This window comes from Rhizobacter sp. Root1221, assembly GCF_001425785.1.
GTDB lineage: Bacteria > Pseudomonadota > Gammaproteobacteria > Burkholderiales > Burkholderiaceae_C > Rhizobacter.
Window position 1 is genome coordinate 216220 of sequence record NZ_LMDI01000005.1, and the last position, 16589, is coordinate 232808.

Here is a 16589-nt window from a genome sequence, read left to right on the forward strand (position 1 = left end):
TGGTTTTGCAAACCATTATGCGACGGCCCACACCGTGCAACCCCAAGAAAAAGGGCTGCCGAAGCAGCCCTTTCGCAGTGCGCAGAGGCAATGGCCGGACCGCGAGGTCCGGCCGGGACATCACATGTCCATGCCCATGCCGCCCATCCCACCCATGCCGCCGCCCATGCCGCCGGCCGGAGCGTCGTCCTTCGGGGACTCGGCAACCATGGCTTCCGTGGTCAGCATCAGCGAGGAGACCGAAGCGGCGTTTTGCAGCGCCGTGCGGGTCACCTTCGTCGGGTCCAGGATGCCCATTTCGATCATGTCGCCGTACGTGTCGTTGGCGGCATTGAAACCGTAGTTGCCCTTGCCGGCCAGGACGGCATTGACGATCACGCTGGCTTCACCACCGGCGTTGTAGACGATTTCACGAAGCGGGGCTTCGATGGCGCGCAGGACCAGCTTGATGCCGGCGTCCTGGTCGGGGTTGTCACCCTTGATGGCACCAGCGGCTTGCTTGGCGCGCAGCAGGGCCACGCCACCACCGGCCACGATGCCTTCTTCCACCGCTGCGCGCGTGGCGTGCAGGGCGTCTTCGACGCGGGCCTTCTTTTCCTTCATTTCGACTTCGGTGGCAGCGCCGACCTTGATCACGGCAACACCGCCGGCCAGCTTGGCCACGCGCTCTTGCAGCTTTTCACGGTCGTAGTCGCTCGTGGCTTCCTCGATCTGGATGCGCACTTGCTTGACGCGGGCTTCGATGTCGCCAGCAGCACCGGCGCCGTCGATGATCGTGGTGTTTTCCTTGCCCACTTCGACGCGCTTGGCTTGGCCGAGGTCGGCCAGCGTGACCTTCTCGAGCGTCAGGCCGACTTCTTCTGCGATGACCTTGCCGCCCGTCAGGATGGCGATGTCTTCGAGCATGGCCTTGCGGCGGTCGCCGAAGCCAGGGGCCTTCACGGCGACAACCTTCAGGATGCCGCGGATCGTGTTGACCACGAGGGTCGCCAGCGCTTCGCCTTCGACTTCTTCAGCGATGATCAGCAGCGGACGGCCGGCCTTGGCCACTTGCTCCAGCACCGGCAGCAGGTCGCGGATGTTGCTGATCTTCTTGTCGAACAGCAGCACGAACGGGTTGTCCAGCAACGCCGATTGCTTCTCGGGGTTGTTGATGAAGTACGGCGACAGGTAGCCGCGGTCGAACTGCATGCCTTCGACGACGTCGAGTTCGCTGTCGAGCGACTTGCCGTCTTCGACGGTGATCACGCCTTCCTTGCCGACCTTGTCCATCGCGTCAGCGATGATCTTGCCGATGGATTCGTCGCTGTTGGCCGAGATGGAGCCGACTTGAGCGATTTCCTTCGACGTGGTGGTGGCCTTCGAAGCCTTCTTCAGCTCGGCGACCAGGGCCGTCACGGCCTTGTCGATGCCGCGCTTCAGGTCCATCGGGTTCATGCCCGCGGCCACGTACTTCATGCCTTCGCGGACGATGGCCTGGGCCAGCACCGTGGCGGTGGTGGTGCCGTCACCGGCGTTGTCGCTGGTCTTGGAAGCCACTTCCTTGACCATCTGGGCGCCCATGTTCTGAAGCTTGTCCTTCAGTTCGATTTCCTTGGCGACCGACACACCGTCCTTCGTGACGGTGGGGGCGCCGAACGAGCGCTCGAGCACCACGTTGCGGCCCTTCGGGCCCAGGGTCACCTTGACGGCGTTGGCGAGGATGTTCACGCCTTCGACCATGCGCGCGCGGGCTTCGCCGCCGAAGACTACGTCTTTTGCTGCCATTTGATTCTCCGAATTCTGTGGGGGCGGGGATTACTTCTCGACGACGGCGAAGAGGTCTTCTTCACGCATCACGAGCAGTTCGTCGCCGTCGACCTTGACGGTCTGGCCGCTGTACTTGCCGAACAGCACGCGGTCACCGACCTTGACGCTCAGGGCCACGAAGTCGCCCTTGTCGTTGCGCTTGCCGGTGCCGATGGCAACAACTTCGCCTTGATCCGGCTTTTCAGCGGCGGCGTCGGGGATGACGATGCCCGAGGCGGTCTTGGTTTCTTGTTCCAGGCGCTTGACGACCACGCGGTCGTGCAACGGACGAAGTTTCATAGCATCTCCTTGATGAGTTCGAATCGAACTTCTGCGGGGCAACGAACGCAAGTTTGCGTTCACTGACTGTTGACGGCGTCCGGTCGGTTGAGGCCCCGGGCCGCCGTTGGCACTCGACTTGGCCGAGTGCTAGCAGGGCGGATTATAGGGAGAGGCTGTTGGGATGCAAGCACGTCAACAGCGAGAGGGGTGATTTTGGGGCGTCGGTGTCGGGTTCCGAGCCCAGGCCCGATGTGGCCCAGACTGGCGCACAATTGTGGCCAGCGGCGGTGTAATGGCTGCCCAACCGCAAGCGCCAGCCGGCAGCGGCGCAAGGAGTAACGGCGTGATCATTGATCGTGGCGTGGCGACCTGTCGTTGGCGCGCATTTCGCTTCGCGCTCACTGTGGTCGCCCTGTGTGCACTGATACCCGGGGTGTCGGCGGCCGACGCTGTCGACGAAGCCCGCCAGGCCGTCGACAGCGCGTCCAGCCGCTCGCCGGCATGGACCGGCCCCACATCGGGCCCCGGTGCCCAGCCTGGCAAGTCGATTGCGGTGTTGGCCGAAGACCTGCGCAACGGCGGCGTACTGGGCGTCGCCCAGGGCATCCGCGAGGCTGCGCGCGCGATGGGCTGGAAGGTGCGGATCCTCGACGCAGGCGGCACGGCGGCCGGCCGCAGCCGTGCGGTTGCCGACGCCCTGGCGTCGCGGCCCGACGGCCTCGTGATTTGCGGATCAGACGCCCACGAACTCGAACCGACGCTCCGCCGGGCGAATACCCCGCTGCCGCCGGTGGTCGGCTGGCACGCAGGGCCGAGTCCCGGCGCCATCGCGGGGACGTCCGTTGCGATGAATGTGAGCACCGACCCGATCGCGGTCGCCCGCACGACGGCGCTGGCGGCCGTGGCGCAGTCGGGCGGCAAGGCCGGTGTCGTGGTGTTCACCGATTCCCGATTTGCGATCGCGACCGCCAAGGCGCAGGCCATGGCGGACGTCATTCGGCAGTGCAGCGGCTGCAGGCTCCTCGAGGTGCGCGACGTGGCCATTTCCGATAGCGCGGCCCGCATGCCCGCGGTGATCCGGGAACTGCTCGCCGCACACGGACCACGCTGGACGCACGCGCTGGCGATCAACGACATCTACTTCGACTACGCGGTGCCGGTGCTGATCGAGGCGGCGGCGCCCAATGGTGCGATCAGCCTGCTGTCGGCAGGCGATGGCAGCGCACCGGCGTTCATGCGCATCCGGGCCGGAACCTATCAGACCGGCACGGTGGCCGAGCCGCTGAACATGCAGGGCTGGCAGGTGGTGGACGAGCTGAATCGGCTCTTGGCCGGACAACCGGTCAGCGGGTTCGTCGCCCCCGTCCATCTCGTCTCTGGAGAGAACGTCGCCTCCGATGGCGGCTCCCGGTTCGTGTACGACCCGGAGAACGGCTATCGGGACATCTACCTGCGGATCTGGAAACGCCGCTGACCCGGTGCAACGCTTCCTTCCCATGCGAATCCTCTCCCCGCTGCGCAAGGCCTCCCTGCTGGAGCGGCTCACGCCGCAGTCACTGCGCGCGCAGTTCGCGGTCGCGCTGTCTGCCATGGGCCTGCTCATCGTCGCCGGTGGAGCGACGGCTTTCCTGGCCCTGATCGCAACCGGCAACGCGGCGCGCCAATTCTCCGAGGAGCAGCTCGAGCGCGTGCAGAACACCCAGGACCTGCAGCAACGCACCTTGCAGATCCAACTGCTGGCCGAACGCATGGTGGCAGCCGATTCCCGGGTCGTTGCCCGCCAGGCCTACGCGCAGATCCTGGGCGAACTCGATGCGCTCGATCAACTCACCGCACGGCTCGCGGTCAGCGAGGACGTGGCTGTGCTCGATTTGCACCAGTCCAGCCAGCTGTTCCGGAACTCGGCCCACGTCCTTGCACAGCTGCGCGATGCCGCGGCACCGCCCGGGACCGTGGATGCGCCGCCGGCCACCGCGCTGAAGGGCTACCGCGAGGAGATGCGGCTTCACGCGCAGGCATTGGCGCAGTCGGCGCGCGAGCAATCGGACCGGCTCGCACGCACCCATCAGGCCGCCGTCCTGCGCGTCGTCGACGCCTCGCGCACGAGCGCGTACTGGGTCGTCGCCTGGCTGGCCTTCAGCCTGGTGACCGCCTGGCTCATCGCGCGCGTCTTTCTCGGCCAACACGTCATTTCGCGGCTGCGGCGAATCAGCCGCAGCCTGCTCGCCGTCGATGACCACTCCGATTCACAACTGCATGTTGCCGTGCACGGCGACGACGAAATCGGCGCGATGGCGCGCGCAGTCGAACGTTTCCTGTTCGACCGCCGCCAGTTGGCGACGACCCGCGCGCTGCTCGAGGCCGAGCAACAACGGCTGACCGCGATCATCGACAACACCGCGGACAGCATCGTCGTGCTGCAGGGCGGCCGAGTGCTGCAGTTGAACCGCGCGGCGGAGCGCATGTTCGGCATGTCCAATGCGCAGGCGGCCGATCAACCCGGGGACGCGTTGTTGGCCGACTTCGATTGGAACCCCGCTGCCGTGCCCGGCCTTGCGCGCGACGCGTTGGCGCGCAGCTGCGACGGGCGGACCATTCCGGTCGAGGTGTCGCTCAACCCGGTGACCTCGGGCACCGGTGGCCTGGTCGTTCTCGTGATCCGCGACGCGACCCTGCGCAGGGAAGCCGAGCAGCATCTCATCGAGGCACGCGACGCTGCCGAGTCTGCCCGAGCGACACAGGCCGCCTTCCTGGCGAACATCAGCCACGAACTGCGCACGCCGCTCAACGGCATTCTCGGCTTCGCGCAGATCCTGCGGCGCGACGAGCCGCTGACCGAGCGGCAGGCCAGGGGGCTGAAGCTCATCGAGGAAAGTGGGCAGCACCTCCTCATGCTCATCAACGACATCCTCGATCTGGCCCGCATCGACGAGGCCAGGCTCGAGCTGAACCCGGTCGAGGTCGACCTGTCGGCATTCCTGCAGGTGGTGTGCGACATCATCCGCGTCAAGGCGGAGGAGAAGGGGCTGAGTTTTGTCTACGAGGCGGCACCCGATCTGCCCTTGGCGGTCTTCGTCGACGAGAAGCGACTGCGCCAGGTGCTGTTCAACCTGCTGTCGAATGCGATCAGGTTCAGTGACGCGGGCCAGGTGACACTGCGCGCACGGGTGGTGCAGCCGGTGGCGGGCAGCACCGTGGGCGGGTTGCGCTTCGAGGTCGAGGACAAGGGCATCGGGATGAACGAGGCGCAGCTGGCGCGACTGTTCCAGCCGTTCGCGCAGGTGGCCGAGCAACAACGGCGCGAAGGAGGCGCCGGACTCGGCCTGGCCATCAGCCGGCAGTTGGTGCACCTGATGGGCGGGGACATCCAGGTCCACAGCCGGGAAGGCCAGGGCAGCGTCTTCGCGTTCGAGATCCAGGCGCCGGTACCGCAGGCACGGGTTCAAGCGCTGCCTGCCAGTGATACACCGCTCGGCTGCGAGGGTGCGCACCGAAAGATGGGCGTGGCGGCGCCCCATCCGGCGTCTGCCGCGAGCGACGAGGAGACCTTGCTCGACCATCAGGCCGTCGTGAGCGGTGCGCGCGTTCTGCTCGTCGAGGACAACGCCATCAACCGGGAAGTCGCGTTGGCCATCCTGGGCAGTTCCGGCGTCGTCGTGAGTGTCGCCTGCGACGGCCGGGAGGCACTCGACATGCTGGAGCAGCAGCGTTTCGATGCCGTGCTGATGGACTGCCTGATGCCGGTCATGGACGGCTACGCCGCGACCCGGGCGCTGCGCCTGCGGCCCGAGCTTCAAGCGCTGCCGGTCATCGCGCTGACCGCCAACGCGATGGTCGGAGACCGCGACAAGGCGCTCGAGGCGGGCATGAATGACCACATCGCCAAGCCGATCAAGCTCGAGCAACTGTTCGCGACACTCGCGCGCTGGGTCCGCCCTTCAGGCACTGCCGTGGTCGAAATCGATCGGCGTCGCTAGTTCAGTGTTTCAGTGGACGGCATTTGTCGGGCACCCGTGGCGGGCCGATGAACCAGCATGTCCACCGGCCCGCCAGGGATCTCGCCTTCAGCGGATCACCACGCCGCACGGCGCGCCACCAACAACCACGTTGCCGGGCACCGGGCGGCCTCCGGCGTAGGAGATCTGCATTCCCGCTTCCACGCTGCTGCCGGCCTGGATGGTGCGGGTCCACTCGGCAGGGGTCACGGTCACCGAGCGGCCGGACTGCGCGAAGGTGGCGCTCCAGCTGCTTTGGATGCTGAAATCGTGGCTCTCGTTGAAACTCACGGTCCAGCCATTGATAGGCGCCGTGCCCGTGTTCGCGATGGTCAGGCGCAGCACCTGGCTCGTGCCCCAGTCGCCGCTCGTGTCGAGCGTCAAGGTGCAGGCGGCGGGTGTCGTGGTGCTACCGCCGAAGATGGTGGCTCGCTGGGCGGTGGCCGCGATGCCGTTGGTGTCGTTGAAAAGAAGTTGGCCCCATGTGGAGAGGCTGTTGCCGTTGAAATTGATGGCCAGGTCGAGGGCGGTGTCGGCGCCGCTGTTGCCTGACCATGACCATCCCAGGTAGCCGATGCCGTACTGACGGGCGCGGCTCATGATGGCGCTGGCAGCCACCGCCTGGCCCTGGAACGTGTCGCCGAACTCGCCCACGACCAGGGGCAGCTTGGCCGAGATGAACGTCGAGAGGTAGCTGTTGACCTCGCTGTCCGTCGGGTACACGGCGTACATGTGCACGGAGAACACCGTGTTCCGCAGCGGGTCGGCCGCGAACACGGAGGCCGCATGGGTGCGCATGACCCCCTCCCAGTCCTGCCCCCAGCTCGGTGCGTCGACCATCAAGGTGTTGCGGATGCCGGCGGCGCGCAGCTTGGCAATCGCATTCTTGTGGCCCTCGATCCAGACGGAAGACGGTTGACCGTTTCCCACGGGCTCGTTGCCCAGGTTGACGATGACGTAGTCCTCCTGGCCGATGAGGGCGTTCTTGATGCCGACCCAGTAGTTCGCCGCCTGGTCCAGCGTGGCCATGCCCGCTTGCTCGCCATAGCCCGTCGTGTCGTGTACCTCGAGCACGGCGATCAACTTGGCCGCCTTGCATTGCTCGATGAGCGTCTTGACTTCGCGCTCATCGGTCTGGGTCCACTTGACCCCGTTGGCCAGCACGATGCGCGCAGTGTTGGCGCCGCGGGCCGAGATGTCGGTGAGCGACTGGGCCGTCTTGTCCCGGTACCAGGCATGGGCGACGTTGACGCCACGCATGACGAACGGCGTGCCGTCTGCTTCCTGCAGCACACCGGCGACGATCTTCATCTCGGCATGGACGGCGCTGACCCACAGCGCCAGGATGAAGGTCATCAGCAACTGGACCAGGTGTCCGGAACAAGATCCGCGTGTCGGGCTCTTCTTGGTGTACATGAATGCGTCTCCTCGGTGTTGTCGACATGCCTGGCCGCATGGAAATCGCCGTACCCGCCAGGCAAGGGATCGGCGCCGCCCATTCGCAATGAAACGGCGGATGGGGTCTCTGGCCCGGTGAAGCCCGCCCAGGCGTGGCCTCGCGGGCGTCGTCGTCAAACTTCCACCGCGGGCTGGTCCAGGGCGACGGCCCGGATGGGCCTGCCGCTGCGCGACAGCGTCACGGCCATCGGGTTGCCGGGCATCAGGTCCATGAAGTTGTCCGAGAACTCGACACCCTCGGCGTCGAGCCACACGCCCTTGGCCGGGCGATCCGTACTGAGGAGCAGGCCGCCGGACGTGCGGACCGCGCGCAGTCCGCACGGTCCCAGGGGATGGAAACGATAAGGCTCCGGCCACGCCCAGTCCTTCGCGACACAGCGTCCGTGCACCCAGAGGCTGACCTCGGCGACGGCCGGTTCGCCAGCCGGGATCGGGAGCACGAAGTCGGTGCTGGCGTTGCCCATCGCCGACAGTTCATGGACCGCCTCGTGCCCGACACCGCCGGCCAGCGGGTAGGTCTTCAGGCGAACCGAGCAGGGCGCTTCCGGGCCCGAGTTCGCGATCCAGCCGCGGGCCTCGTTGTCGATCACGCGAACGGCCACGGTCACCGGTGCCAGCGCGCGCCGGATGGCGTGCCACGCGGGCTTGACGGTCCCGGCGGCGTCGATGACGGCCCAACTCGTTCCCGGCCAGCAGTCGTTGAGTTGCCAGACCAGGGCGCCACCGACGGCGCGGCGTCCAGGGGTCTGCCAGCGGTGCCGGAAGTCCTGGTACGCGTAGCGCATGGCCTCGGCCTGCACGAACTGCGTGGCATACACCGCGTCTGCCAGGGTGGGGCCCGCGTTGAGCGTGTCGGCCACGTACACGGCCAGCCTCCTGTGGCCGTCGGGTTTGCCCGAGCCGGCCTTGTTGTGGGCGGACATCGTCCGGCTCAGCGGAAAGCGTTCGTTCTCGGGCACGGTCCGTTCGAGCAGGCCGATCGACGGGTGGGACTGCATGCCGAACTCGCTGACGAAGCGCCCCTGGACCGTGTGGTACTGCTGGTAGGGCAGCATCGTGCCGTGCCACACCTCCCACGTGTGCCGGTCGCCGACAGAGGGGTCGTCCGAATTGAGGGTGTCGGTGGCGCTGGGGCTGTAAGGGCTGCCCGGCCAATACGGCCGCTGCGGGTCCAGGCGGGCGCAGATGCCGGGCAACAGCCGTTCGTAGATGGCGCGTGCGTCGAAGCGTGCGCTGTCCTTGCCTTTGCCGTGCAGGCCGATCGACTCCGCGATCGCGTAGTCCTCGTTGTTGCCGCACCAGATCGCCAGGCTCGCGCGGTGCCGCAGCCGGCGAACGGCCGCGCTGGCTTCCGCCTTGACGCTGCGGAGGAAGGTGTCGTGTGCCGGGTAGATGCCACAGGCAAAGAGGAAGTCCTGCCAGACCAGCACGCCCAGTTCGTCGCACGCATCGTAGAAGGCCTCGTCTTCGTAGATGCCGCCGCCCCAGACCCGCAACATGGCCATGTTGCAGGCGGCCGCCTGGTGCACCCTCTCGCGGTAACGCGCCGGTGTGATGCGGTTGAGCAGGTTGTCGTCCGGGATCCAGTTGGCTCCGCCGATGAACATCTCCCGACCGTTGACCTCGAAGCAGAAGGACTGGCCCCGTTCGCCGGCGACGGGTTCCTGCACCAGGCGGACGGTTCTCATGCCCAGCCGGCGCGTGCGGTGGTCCACGACGCGGGCGTCGTGCCGCAACTCGATGTCGAGGGTGTAGAGCGGCTGCTCACCATGGCCTACGGGCCACCACAGCGCGGGCCGTTCGATGTGCAGCGACACCCCGGCGCCGGAGGCGGCGAGGTCCTGTGCCTCGGCCACGATCTTTCCCTCTGGATCGCGCAGCGTGCACCGCAGGCCGAGACCGGCCGCAACGTCGCCGGACAGTTGAACGCGAACGTCGACACGCGCGTGGGTGAGATCGCGGTTCAGGTGAACGGGGCTGTCGATCTCGTTGAAGCGGACATCGTAGGTTTCGATGCTGATCGGGCGCCAGGGCCCGGCGGTCATCAGGACGGGGCCCCAATCCCATCCGTAGTGGTACTGCGCCTTGCGCACATGAAGGCGGCTCGTGTCACCGTTCCAGAGGTGCCGCCGGCCATGGGCGATCTCCATGTCGCGCCCACGGCGCAGTGCCGAATCGAACTGGATGCCCAGGCGGTTGTTTCCCTCTTTCAACCGCCCGCGCACGTCGATGCGTGCCGGCACGAACATGTTCGTGGACTCGAGGATGAGTTCGCCATTGAGGAACACGCAGGCGAAGGTGTCCAGTCCCTCGAGCACGAGGTCCGCGTGGTCCGACAGGTCCTCGCGAGACGCCTCGAAATCCAGCCGGTAGCACCAATCCTTGTCGGCCACCCATTGCACCTCGTCTTCGTGCGTGCCGAGGTGGGGGTCGGGGATGACCTGCTGCGCGATCAGGTCCTGGTACACGGTGCCCGGCACGGTGGCCGGCTGCCAGTTGTCGCCCTCGGCCAGGTTTTCTCGTGCGGATCGGCCCGGCAGGCCGGCGCGGTGCACCCAGCCGGTGTGGAGCTTTCGCGTGTGGGTGGCGCGGTTCACGTTCTTTCCTACGCAAGTGTGAGCCGAGTGGCTGACTAAACAAGATGCTAAACAGTGTATTGTTGGCAAACTTGCCTGGCATAGGGGCAACTACGCTACTGTCCTTGGGTGAAAGGCCCTAGGGCTGGTGATTACTAAACATTTTCGGCCAGGCCTTGGGACGCACCCGTGCCGCGCCGGGGCGCGCGACCGTCACGCCCAGGTTCTCAGGCCGTGGACCGAGAGCTCTCTCGCTCGATCAGATCGACGGGCAGCAGGAGCTCGCCCTGGCCGGGTTCACCTTGGAGCAGGCGCCGCACCGCGGTGCGGCCCAGCGCTTCCTTGTCGACGCGGATGGTGCTCAAGCTCGGGCGGCAGTGCGCCGCCGACGCGATGTCGTCGTACCCGACGAAGGCCATGTCCGCGGGGATGTCGAGACCACGAGACTGGCAATGTGCCATCGCGTGGATGGCGGTTTCGTCGTTGTAGGCGAATACGGCGTCGGGCCGCTGAGGCATGTCGAGGAGGCGCTGCATGGCCTTGGCCGCGGCCGTGGCGTAGTCCACGGACGGGTCGAGCACGATCTCCAGGTCAGGGTCGGCCGGCCGGCCCGCGTCGAACAAGGCCTTGCGGTAGCCGCGGGCGCGCAGGCGCACCGAGTGGTGTGCCTCGGGGCCGGAGATCATCGCGATCCGCTGCCGCCCTTGCTGGAGGAGGTGGGTTGTCGCGAGCCAGGCGCCGCGGAAGTTGTCGTCGTTGACGCAGAACAAGCCCGGCGAAGCATGGTCCACGAGCACCAACGGCAATTCGGTGGCGCGAAACTCGGCGATCGTCTGGGCGTCGAAGAACCCTGCGGCGACCAGCGCTTCCGGGTCCTGGCGCTTGATCCATGCGGCGATCGGGTCGCCGGCACCGACCGAGAGCAGGCCGAGCGACACGCTCTCCTCGCGACAGACCTCTTCGACGCCGTGAAGAACCACCGAGTAGAACGGGTTCTCGCGGAGGGATGCGTGGCAGCGGTTCAGCAGGAACAGCACCCGCTTGGGCTTGCCCGCCCGCAGGCGCAACACGTCATAGCCCAGTTCATCGGCCTTGCGGAGGATCTCCCCACGGGTTTGCTCGGAGAGCCCGGGTTGGTTCTTCAATGCCCTGGATACCGTGCCGACGGACACGCCTGCGGCTGCGGCCAGTGCACGCAGGGTGACGGGAGAGGACGAGCTCAATGCGGAAGCACTCCAAGTTGGGCGAAGGACGAAGGTCCGGGACCGATCCCTGCGGGCATGGCCCGACCCCACAGGATAGCGCCTCACTAAACAAGCTGGGGTGGCTCAGCGATCGGAAATCGATCAGGCATCGCCATCGGCGAAGACAAGGAACGGTTGCGCTGCTGAACCGGTGACGCCACCGTCCGATGCAGGCGCGGTTGTAGGGAAATGTCATGCACACCGTCGAGGCGGGGGCCTATTGTTTTCGCCGCTTCGCACCCGCATCGTTGGCGGTGTCTCGCGCCCACGCGCACGCCTGAAGAGGAATACCGGCTCATGCACATCCTGGACGCGGAAATACAGACAGCGACGGCACTGGTGGTGGACGCGAACGCGGCCTCGCGGGGTGTGCTCGTGACGATGCTGAAGGAGTTCGGTGTCGCCAACGTGCTGCAGGCGCGCCGCGCCCAGGAAGCCCGCCGAGTGCTGGAAACGCAGCGATTCGACATCGTCGTGTGTGAGTACCACTTCGAAGGCGAGCCGGTGAGCGGGCAGGACATCATGGACGACCTCCGGCTGGCCCACCTCCTGCCCCTCTCGACCGTGGTCGTCATGATCTCGAGCGAACGGAGTTATGCGAAGGTGGCGGAAGCGGCCGAGGCCGCGCTCGACGTCTACCTGATCAAGCCCCACACGCAGGACGCGCTGCGCGAACGGATCGTCCAGGCCCGCCAGCGCAAGAAGGTGCTTCGCGACATCATCGTGGCCGTGGAGACCGAGAAGTACGTGGAGGCGGCGGAACTCTGCGAAGTTCGGTTCAAGACACGGGGCCCGGCGTGGGTGCAGGCGGCGCGCATCGGTGCCGAACTGTGGCTCAACATGGGCAAGCCTCACGCTGCCCAGCTGATGTTCGACGCGATCCTGAAGGTTGGCGCCGTGCCATGGGCTCGCCTGGGCGTGGCCCGGGCCCAGTACGACGCCGGCGGCCATGTGCAGGCGCGCCGCACGCTCGAAAGCCTCCTCAACGAACAGCCCGCCTACGCCGACGCCTACGACGTGATGGGGCGGGTGCTGCTGGACCAGGGGGCGCCCGAGTTGGCCCTGGATGCGTTGCGCCAGGCCACCGCGTTGACGCCGGGCAGCGTCTCACGCATCGTCAAGCACGGCCTGCTGGCCTTCTACTACGGCGATCCGAAGGAAGCGGCGGACGTGCTCGCCAAGGGCGCGCGGCTCGGCCTCAACTCCCGCATCTATGACCTTCAGGGGCTGGTCTTGCTCGCCGCGGTGCAGTTCGACCTGGGGGACAAACGGGGACTCGCGGGATCCCTGAGCAGCATGGCCGCGGCCCGTGCGCCCCGGCCGGAGAGCGCCCGGCTGCGCCGGTTCGAATGTGTCATCTCGGTGCTGAAGGCGCTGGTCGACCGCCGTGTGCCGGAGGCGGTGAACGAGACCCGCACCCTGCTGGAAGAGATCACCGCACCGAGCTTCGAGTTCGAGGCCGCTTGCAACCTCTTCGCGCTGCTCGCGCGCCTCCAGAAGAGCGAGTTGCGGATGGACGACCTGCCGCACCATGTCGAGCTGGCCGCCAAGCGGTTCTCGGTGTCGAAGACCACGTGCGAACTGCTGGTGCGCGCGTCACGCGGCCAGGCGCCATTCGAGAAGATCGTGCGTGACGCGTATGCCGGCATCGCCGCCTTGGCGGAAGACGCCGTGTCGAAGACGGTCAACGGCGAACCGCAGGCCGCGTGCGAAGCGCTGCTGACCGGCGCACAGCAGACGCTCAATGCCAAGTTGATCGACCTCGCGTTGCACACGATCGAACGCCACGGCGCACACATCCCCGACCGGGAAAGGTTGCTGGCCGCCGTGCAGGAACTGCACAAGCGCTACCGCGGGTATGGCACCCAGGTGCAACTCAGCCGTGCCACCGATCCCCGCACGATTCCGGCGGTGGGGCGGCCGGGCGGCCAACAGGTCGAAGCCGCCGCGCTGACCGGCGTCAACGGTTGAGTGGAGGCGATCTGCCGCACATCACGCACGCTCGCTTCAATCTCCCAGCCAGCGCGCCTCGAGCCACGCGCCCCGCACCACGGCGTGCCGCGCGCACTCGACCAGCAATTCGACGGTGCGTTGCACATGGGAGCCCACCGCCCGGTTGGCAGGCAACGCCAGCACGATGGTCCGCGTGATCTTCGGGCCGGACAACGGCGCCGCGGAAACCAGCCCGCGCGCCAATTCGTCCGCGAATGCGATGGGGGGGAGAACCGTCAACCCGTGTCCACCCAGAACCAGGCTCTTCTGGATGCTCATGGCGTTGGTCTCGGCCATCACCGTGAGTTCGACGCCGGACACTGCGCAGGCGTGATCCACCAGCGTCCGAATGCCATGAGGGCCGCTCGGCAGGATCAACGGCTTGCCGACGAGCGACGCCAGCGAAACGGGCTTCTGGCGACGAAGCTTCGCGGCGGCCGGTCCCACGATCCACAGGTCCTCCTCGAGCAGGGGTTTCGACAGGATGCTGGCTGACCGCTCGACCCCATAGAGCAACGCCGCGTCGATCTCGCCCGTCTCCAGCCACTGCTGAAGCGTTCCCGCGTAGCCCATCGCGATGCGCATGCGGATGCCGGGGTAGCTGGCCGCGACCGCACTGACGAGCGCGCTGGACACGATGTCGGCCGTGCTCGGCAGCAGGCCGACGGTGACCAGGCCGCCGATGCCGTCGACCGCGCCGCCGATCTCCGCGCGGGCGCGATCGAGTTCGAGCATCGCGCGTCGAGCGTAGACGAGCAGGGCCTTGCCCGCATCCGTGAGCACCATGCCGTGCCGCTCGCGTTCGAACAGCGCGGTGCCGATGTCTTCCTCGAGCAACCTCAACTGGCGGGAGACCGCGGGCTGGACGAGGTTGAGGAGCTCGGCCGCACGGGTCACGTTGCCGGTATCGGCGACCGTGATGAAGGCGCGCAATTGCTTGAAGTCCATCGGGGTGATCCTTCGATGACAAGTTGTGATGGTGGTATCAGCAATCTCTATTTGTGCTTGTCGGCGATCAAATTCTATGATTTCTACATCGCCACTTCCAAGCCGTTGCCGACTGGATTGCCATGGACCACACCGCATCGACCCCTGCCTGGCAGCAGGACATCTTCAAAGTCCTCAAGGAAGGCAACGTCCGGCAGATCGCCTACGTACCCGACGCGGGGCACTCCCACGTCATCCGCAGCGCGATCGCGGACCCCGACATCCAGGACGTCGTGCTGACGACCGAGGAGGAAGGCGTCGCGGTGGTCAGCGGCGCCTGGCTCGGCGGCGACCGCGCCGTGCTGCTCATGCAGAGCAGCGGCGTGGGGAACTGCGTGAACATGTTCTCCCTGCTGCAGAGCGCCAACTTCCCGTTCTTCACGCTCGTGACGATGCGCGGCGAGTACGCCGACTTCAATCCGTGGCAAGGGCCGATGGGCCGGGCGACACAAGGCGCGCTGGAACTCATGGGCATCACCGTGATGCGTGCGTCGGACCCGGACACGGTGGGAGAGATCGTCCAGGCAGGCTTCGACGCCGCCTTCGAGGCCGGCGACCGGGTCGCCGTGCTGCTCGGCCAGAACCTGATCGGCCGCAAGAAGTGGGAGCGCAAGTGATGAGCAACACCGCCAACCGACGGGCTGACCGCCGCGAGTTCGTTTCGACCCTGCTGGGCAAGCTGCCCGAAGCGCTGGTGGTCACGGGCCTTGGCTCTGCCTCCTACGATGTCTTCGCGGCCGGCGACCGACCGGGCAACTACTACCTCTGGGGCGCGATGGGCGGCGCCGCGCCACTGGCCCTGGGCCTGGCACTCGCCCAGCCGGAGAAGACGGTCGTCTGCATCACCGGCGACGGCGAGCAGTTGATGGGCATCGGCAGCCTCGGCAGCATCGCGGCGAAACAGCCGCGCAACCTGACCATCGTCGTGCTCGACAACGGGCATTTCGGAGAGACCGGCATGCAGCGCAGCCACACGAGTCTTGGGACGGACCTGGTCGCCGTGGCCAAGGGGTTCGGCATCGCCAACGCCTTCGGCATCGACGGCCTCGAGCGCTGCAACGACGTGGTGGAACACGCCGCATCGCGCCGCGCCACCACGTTCGTGCGCGTCGCGATCCAGGCCAACGAACCACCCCGTGCCCTGCCTCCGCGCGATGGCACCTACATCAAGAACCGGTTCCGGGCGGCACTCGGGTTCGCACCCTTCTGAACCACGACTGCACCGCGGGGGCGCCCGCCAGCGGTGCAGCGACACAGACGGGCGCGCTGACTATCGAGGAGACGACACGATGAGACATGCCATCGTCAGCGGAGCCCTGGGCGCGCTGGTGGCCGTCGCGGCCCTGCCGCTGCAGGCCCTCGCACAGGCCTATCCCGGCAAGCCGGTCAAGCTGATCGTCACGTGGCCGCCAGGCGGCTCGGCTGACGCCATCGGACGCCTGGTCGCCGCGTCGCTCACCACAAGCCTTGGCCAGTCCGTCTATGTCGAAAACGCGGCCGGTGCCTCCGGCAACATCGGCACCCAGCAATTCGTGAGGTCGCCGGCCGATGGCTACACCTTGCTGCTGGCCACGAGCACCACCAACGCGGCTGGACCGGCGCTGTTCACGAAGCAGGGTTTCCAGGCGGTCGACGACTTCGTGCCCGTTGCGCCCATCGCCCTGTCGCCCAGCATCCTCGTCGTCGCGGCCACGTCCCCGTACAAGTCCCCGATGGACATCATCGCGGCGGCCAAGGCCGCCCCGGGCAAGCTCACCTTCGGGTCGGGCGGCAACGGCAACTCGGGGCACCTGAGCGCCGAGTTATTCAAGTCGGTCGCCAGGATCGACCTGCAACACGTTCCCTACAAGGGCAACTCGCCTGCAACGATCGACCTCATCGGCGGGCGCCTCGACTTCATGTTCGACAACGGTGCCGTTCCGCAGATCCTCGGCGGGAAGGTGCGCGGCCTCGCGGTGACGTCGGAGCGCCGGCTGCAAGCCGTGCCGGATGTTCCCACCTTCGCCGAACTCGGCCTGCCCGGCGTGCAGCTCAGCACGTGGTTCGGCCTGGCGGCACCGAAGGGAACGCCCGCAGCTGTGGTCGACAAGCTCAACAAGGCGGTGACGGCCGCGCTGCAGAGGCCCGACGTCGTCAAGCGCCTGCATGACATGGGCGCGGAGCCGAAGACGTCCTCGCCTGCGGAATTCGCCGCCTTCTGGAAGCAGGAGATCGATCGCTACCGCGATCTGGTGAAGCTCAGCGGCGCAAAGGTGGAGTGAAGCGAG

The 16589-nt window shown here is 66.9% G+C and carries 12 protein-coding genes; 6 read left to right on the top strand and 6 right to left on the bottom strand.

Annotated features, from left to right (window positions below):
• Positions 1-120: 120 nt before the first annotated feature.
• Both groL and groES read right to left on the bottom strand, forming a co-directional pair.
• Positions 121-1767, bottom strand: a complete 1647-nt coding sequence (gene groL / locus ASC87_RS05630; protein ID WP_056657984.1) for a chaperonin GroEL — start codon at positions 1765-1767, stop codon at positions 121-123.
• 30 nt (positions 1768-1797) lie between these two features.
• Positions 1798-2088 (bottom strand): co-chaperone GroES, encoded by a 291-nt coding sequence (gene groES, locus ASC87_RS05635; RefSeq protein ID WP_056657987.1) that lies wholly within the window; start codon positions 2086-2088, stop codon positions 1798-1800.
• Positions 2089-2482: 394 nt separating this feature from the next.
• Between groES and ASC87_RS05640 the strand changes: the two genes are divergently transcribed.
• Entirely contained in the window at positions 2483-3544 is a 1062-nt protein-coding gene (locus ASC87_RS05640; RefSeq protein WP_235582069.1) for a substrate-binding domain-containing protein, read from the top strand.
• Between the two features lie 22 nt (positions 3545-3566).
• Positions 3567-6047 (top strand): ATP-binding protein, encoded by a 2481-nt coding sequence (locus ASC87_RS05645; protein WP_056657993.1) that lies wholly within the window; start codon positions 3567-3569, stop codon positions 6045-6047.
• 87 nt (positions 6048-6134) lie between these two features.
• Here ASC87_RS05645 and ASC87_RS05650 read toward each other — a convergent pair whose 3' ends face one another.
• The 3 genes from ASC87_RS05650 to ASC87_RS05660 form a co-directional block, all read right to left on the bottom strand.
• Positions 6135-7481 carry a cellulase family glycosylhydrolase gene (locus tag ASC87_RS05650; RefSeq protein ID WP_056657996.1) on the bottom strand — a complete coding sequence of 449 codons (1347 nt, stop codon included), beginning with the start codon at positions 7479-7481 and terminating at the stop codon, positions 6135-6137.
• Between the two features lie 155 nt (positions 7482-7636).
• Entirely contained in the window at positions 7637-10120 is a 2484-nt protein-coding gene (locus ASC87_RS05655) for a glycoside hydrolase family 2 protein (protein WP_056657998.1), read from the bottom strand.
• Positions 10121-10326: 206 nt separating this feature from the next.
• Positions 10327-11322, bottom strand: coding sequence for a LacI family DNA-binding transcriptional regulator (locus ASC87_RS05660; protein ID WP_056658000.1), 996 nt, complete (start codon positions 11320-11322; stop codon positions 10327-10329).
• Positions 11323-11640: 318 nt separating this feature from the next.
• On the opposite strand from ASC87_RS05660, the gene ASC87_RS05665 reads away from it, so the two are divergent.
• On the top strand, positions 11641-13314 hold the full coding sequence (locus ASC87_RS05665; protein ID WP_056658005.1) for a response regulator: 1674 nt from the start codon (positions 11641-11643) through the stop codon (positions 13312-13314).
• A 36-nt stretch (positions 13315-13350) separates the two neighbouring features.
• Here the strand turns inward: ASC87_RS05665 and ASC87_RS05670 are convergent, their stop codons facing one another.
• Entirely contained in the window at positions 13351-14283 is a 933-nt protein-coding gene (locus ASC87_RS05670; RefSeq protein ID WP_056658007.1) for a LysR family transcriptional regulator, read from the bottom strand.
• 122 nt (positions 14284-14405) lie between these two features.
• Between ASC87_RS05670 and ASC87_RS05675 the strand changes: the two genes are divergently transcribed.
• From ASC87_RS05675 to ASC87_RS05685, 3 genes are all read left to right on the top strand, one after another.
• The gene (locus tag ASC87_RS05675; RefSeq protein WP_056658010.1) at positions 14406-14939 is read left to right on the top strand and encodes a thiamine pyrophosphate-binding protein; all 534 of its coding nucleotides are present in this window, start codon (positions 14406-14408) and stop codon (positions 14937-14939) included.
• Entirely contained in the window at positions 14939-15532 is a 594-nt protein-coding gene (locus tag ASC87_RS05680) for a thiamine pyrophosphate-dependent enzyme (protein WP_056658012.1), read from the top strand. Before ASC87_RS05675 ends, ASC87_RS05680 begins: the two co-directional genes overlap by 1 nt.
• A 79-nt stretch (positions 15533-15611) precedes the next feature.
• Positions 15612-16583 (top strand): tripartite tricarboxylate transporter substrate binding protein, encoded by a 972-nt coding sequence (locus ASC87_RS05685; RefSeq protein ID WP_056658016.1) that lies wholly within the window; start codon positions 15612-15614, stop codon positions 16581-16583.
• Positions 16584-16589: the final 6 nt, after the last annotated feature.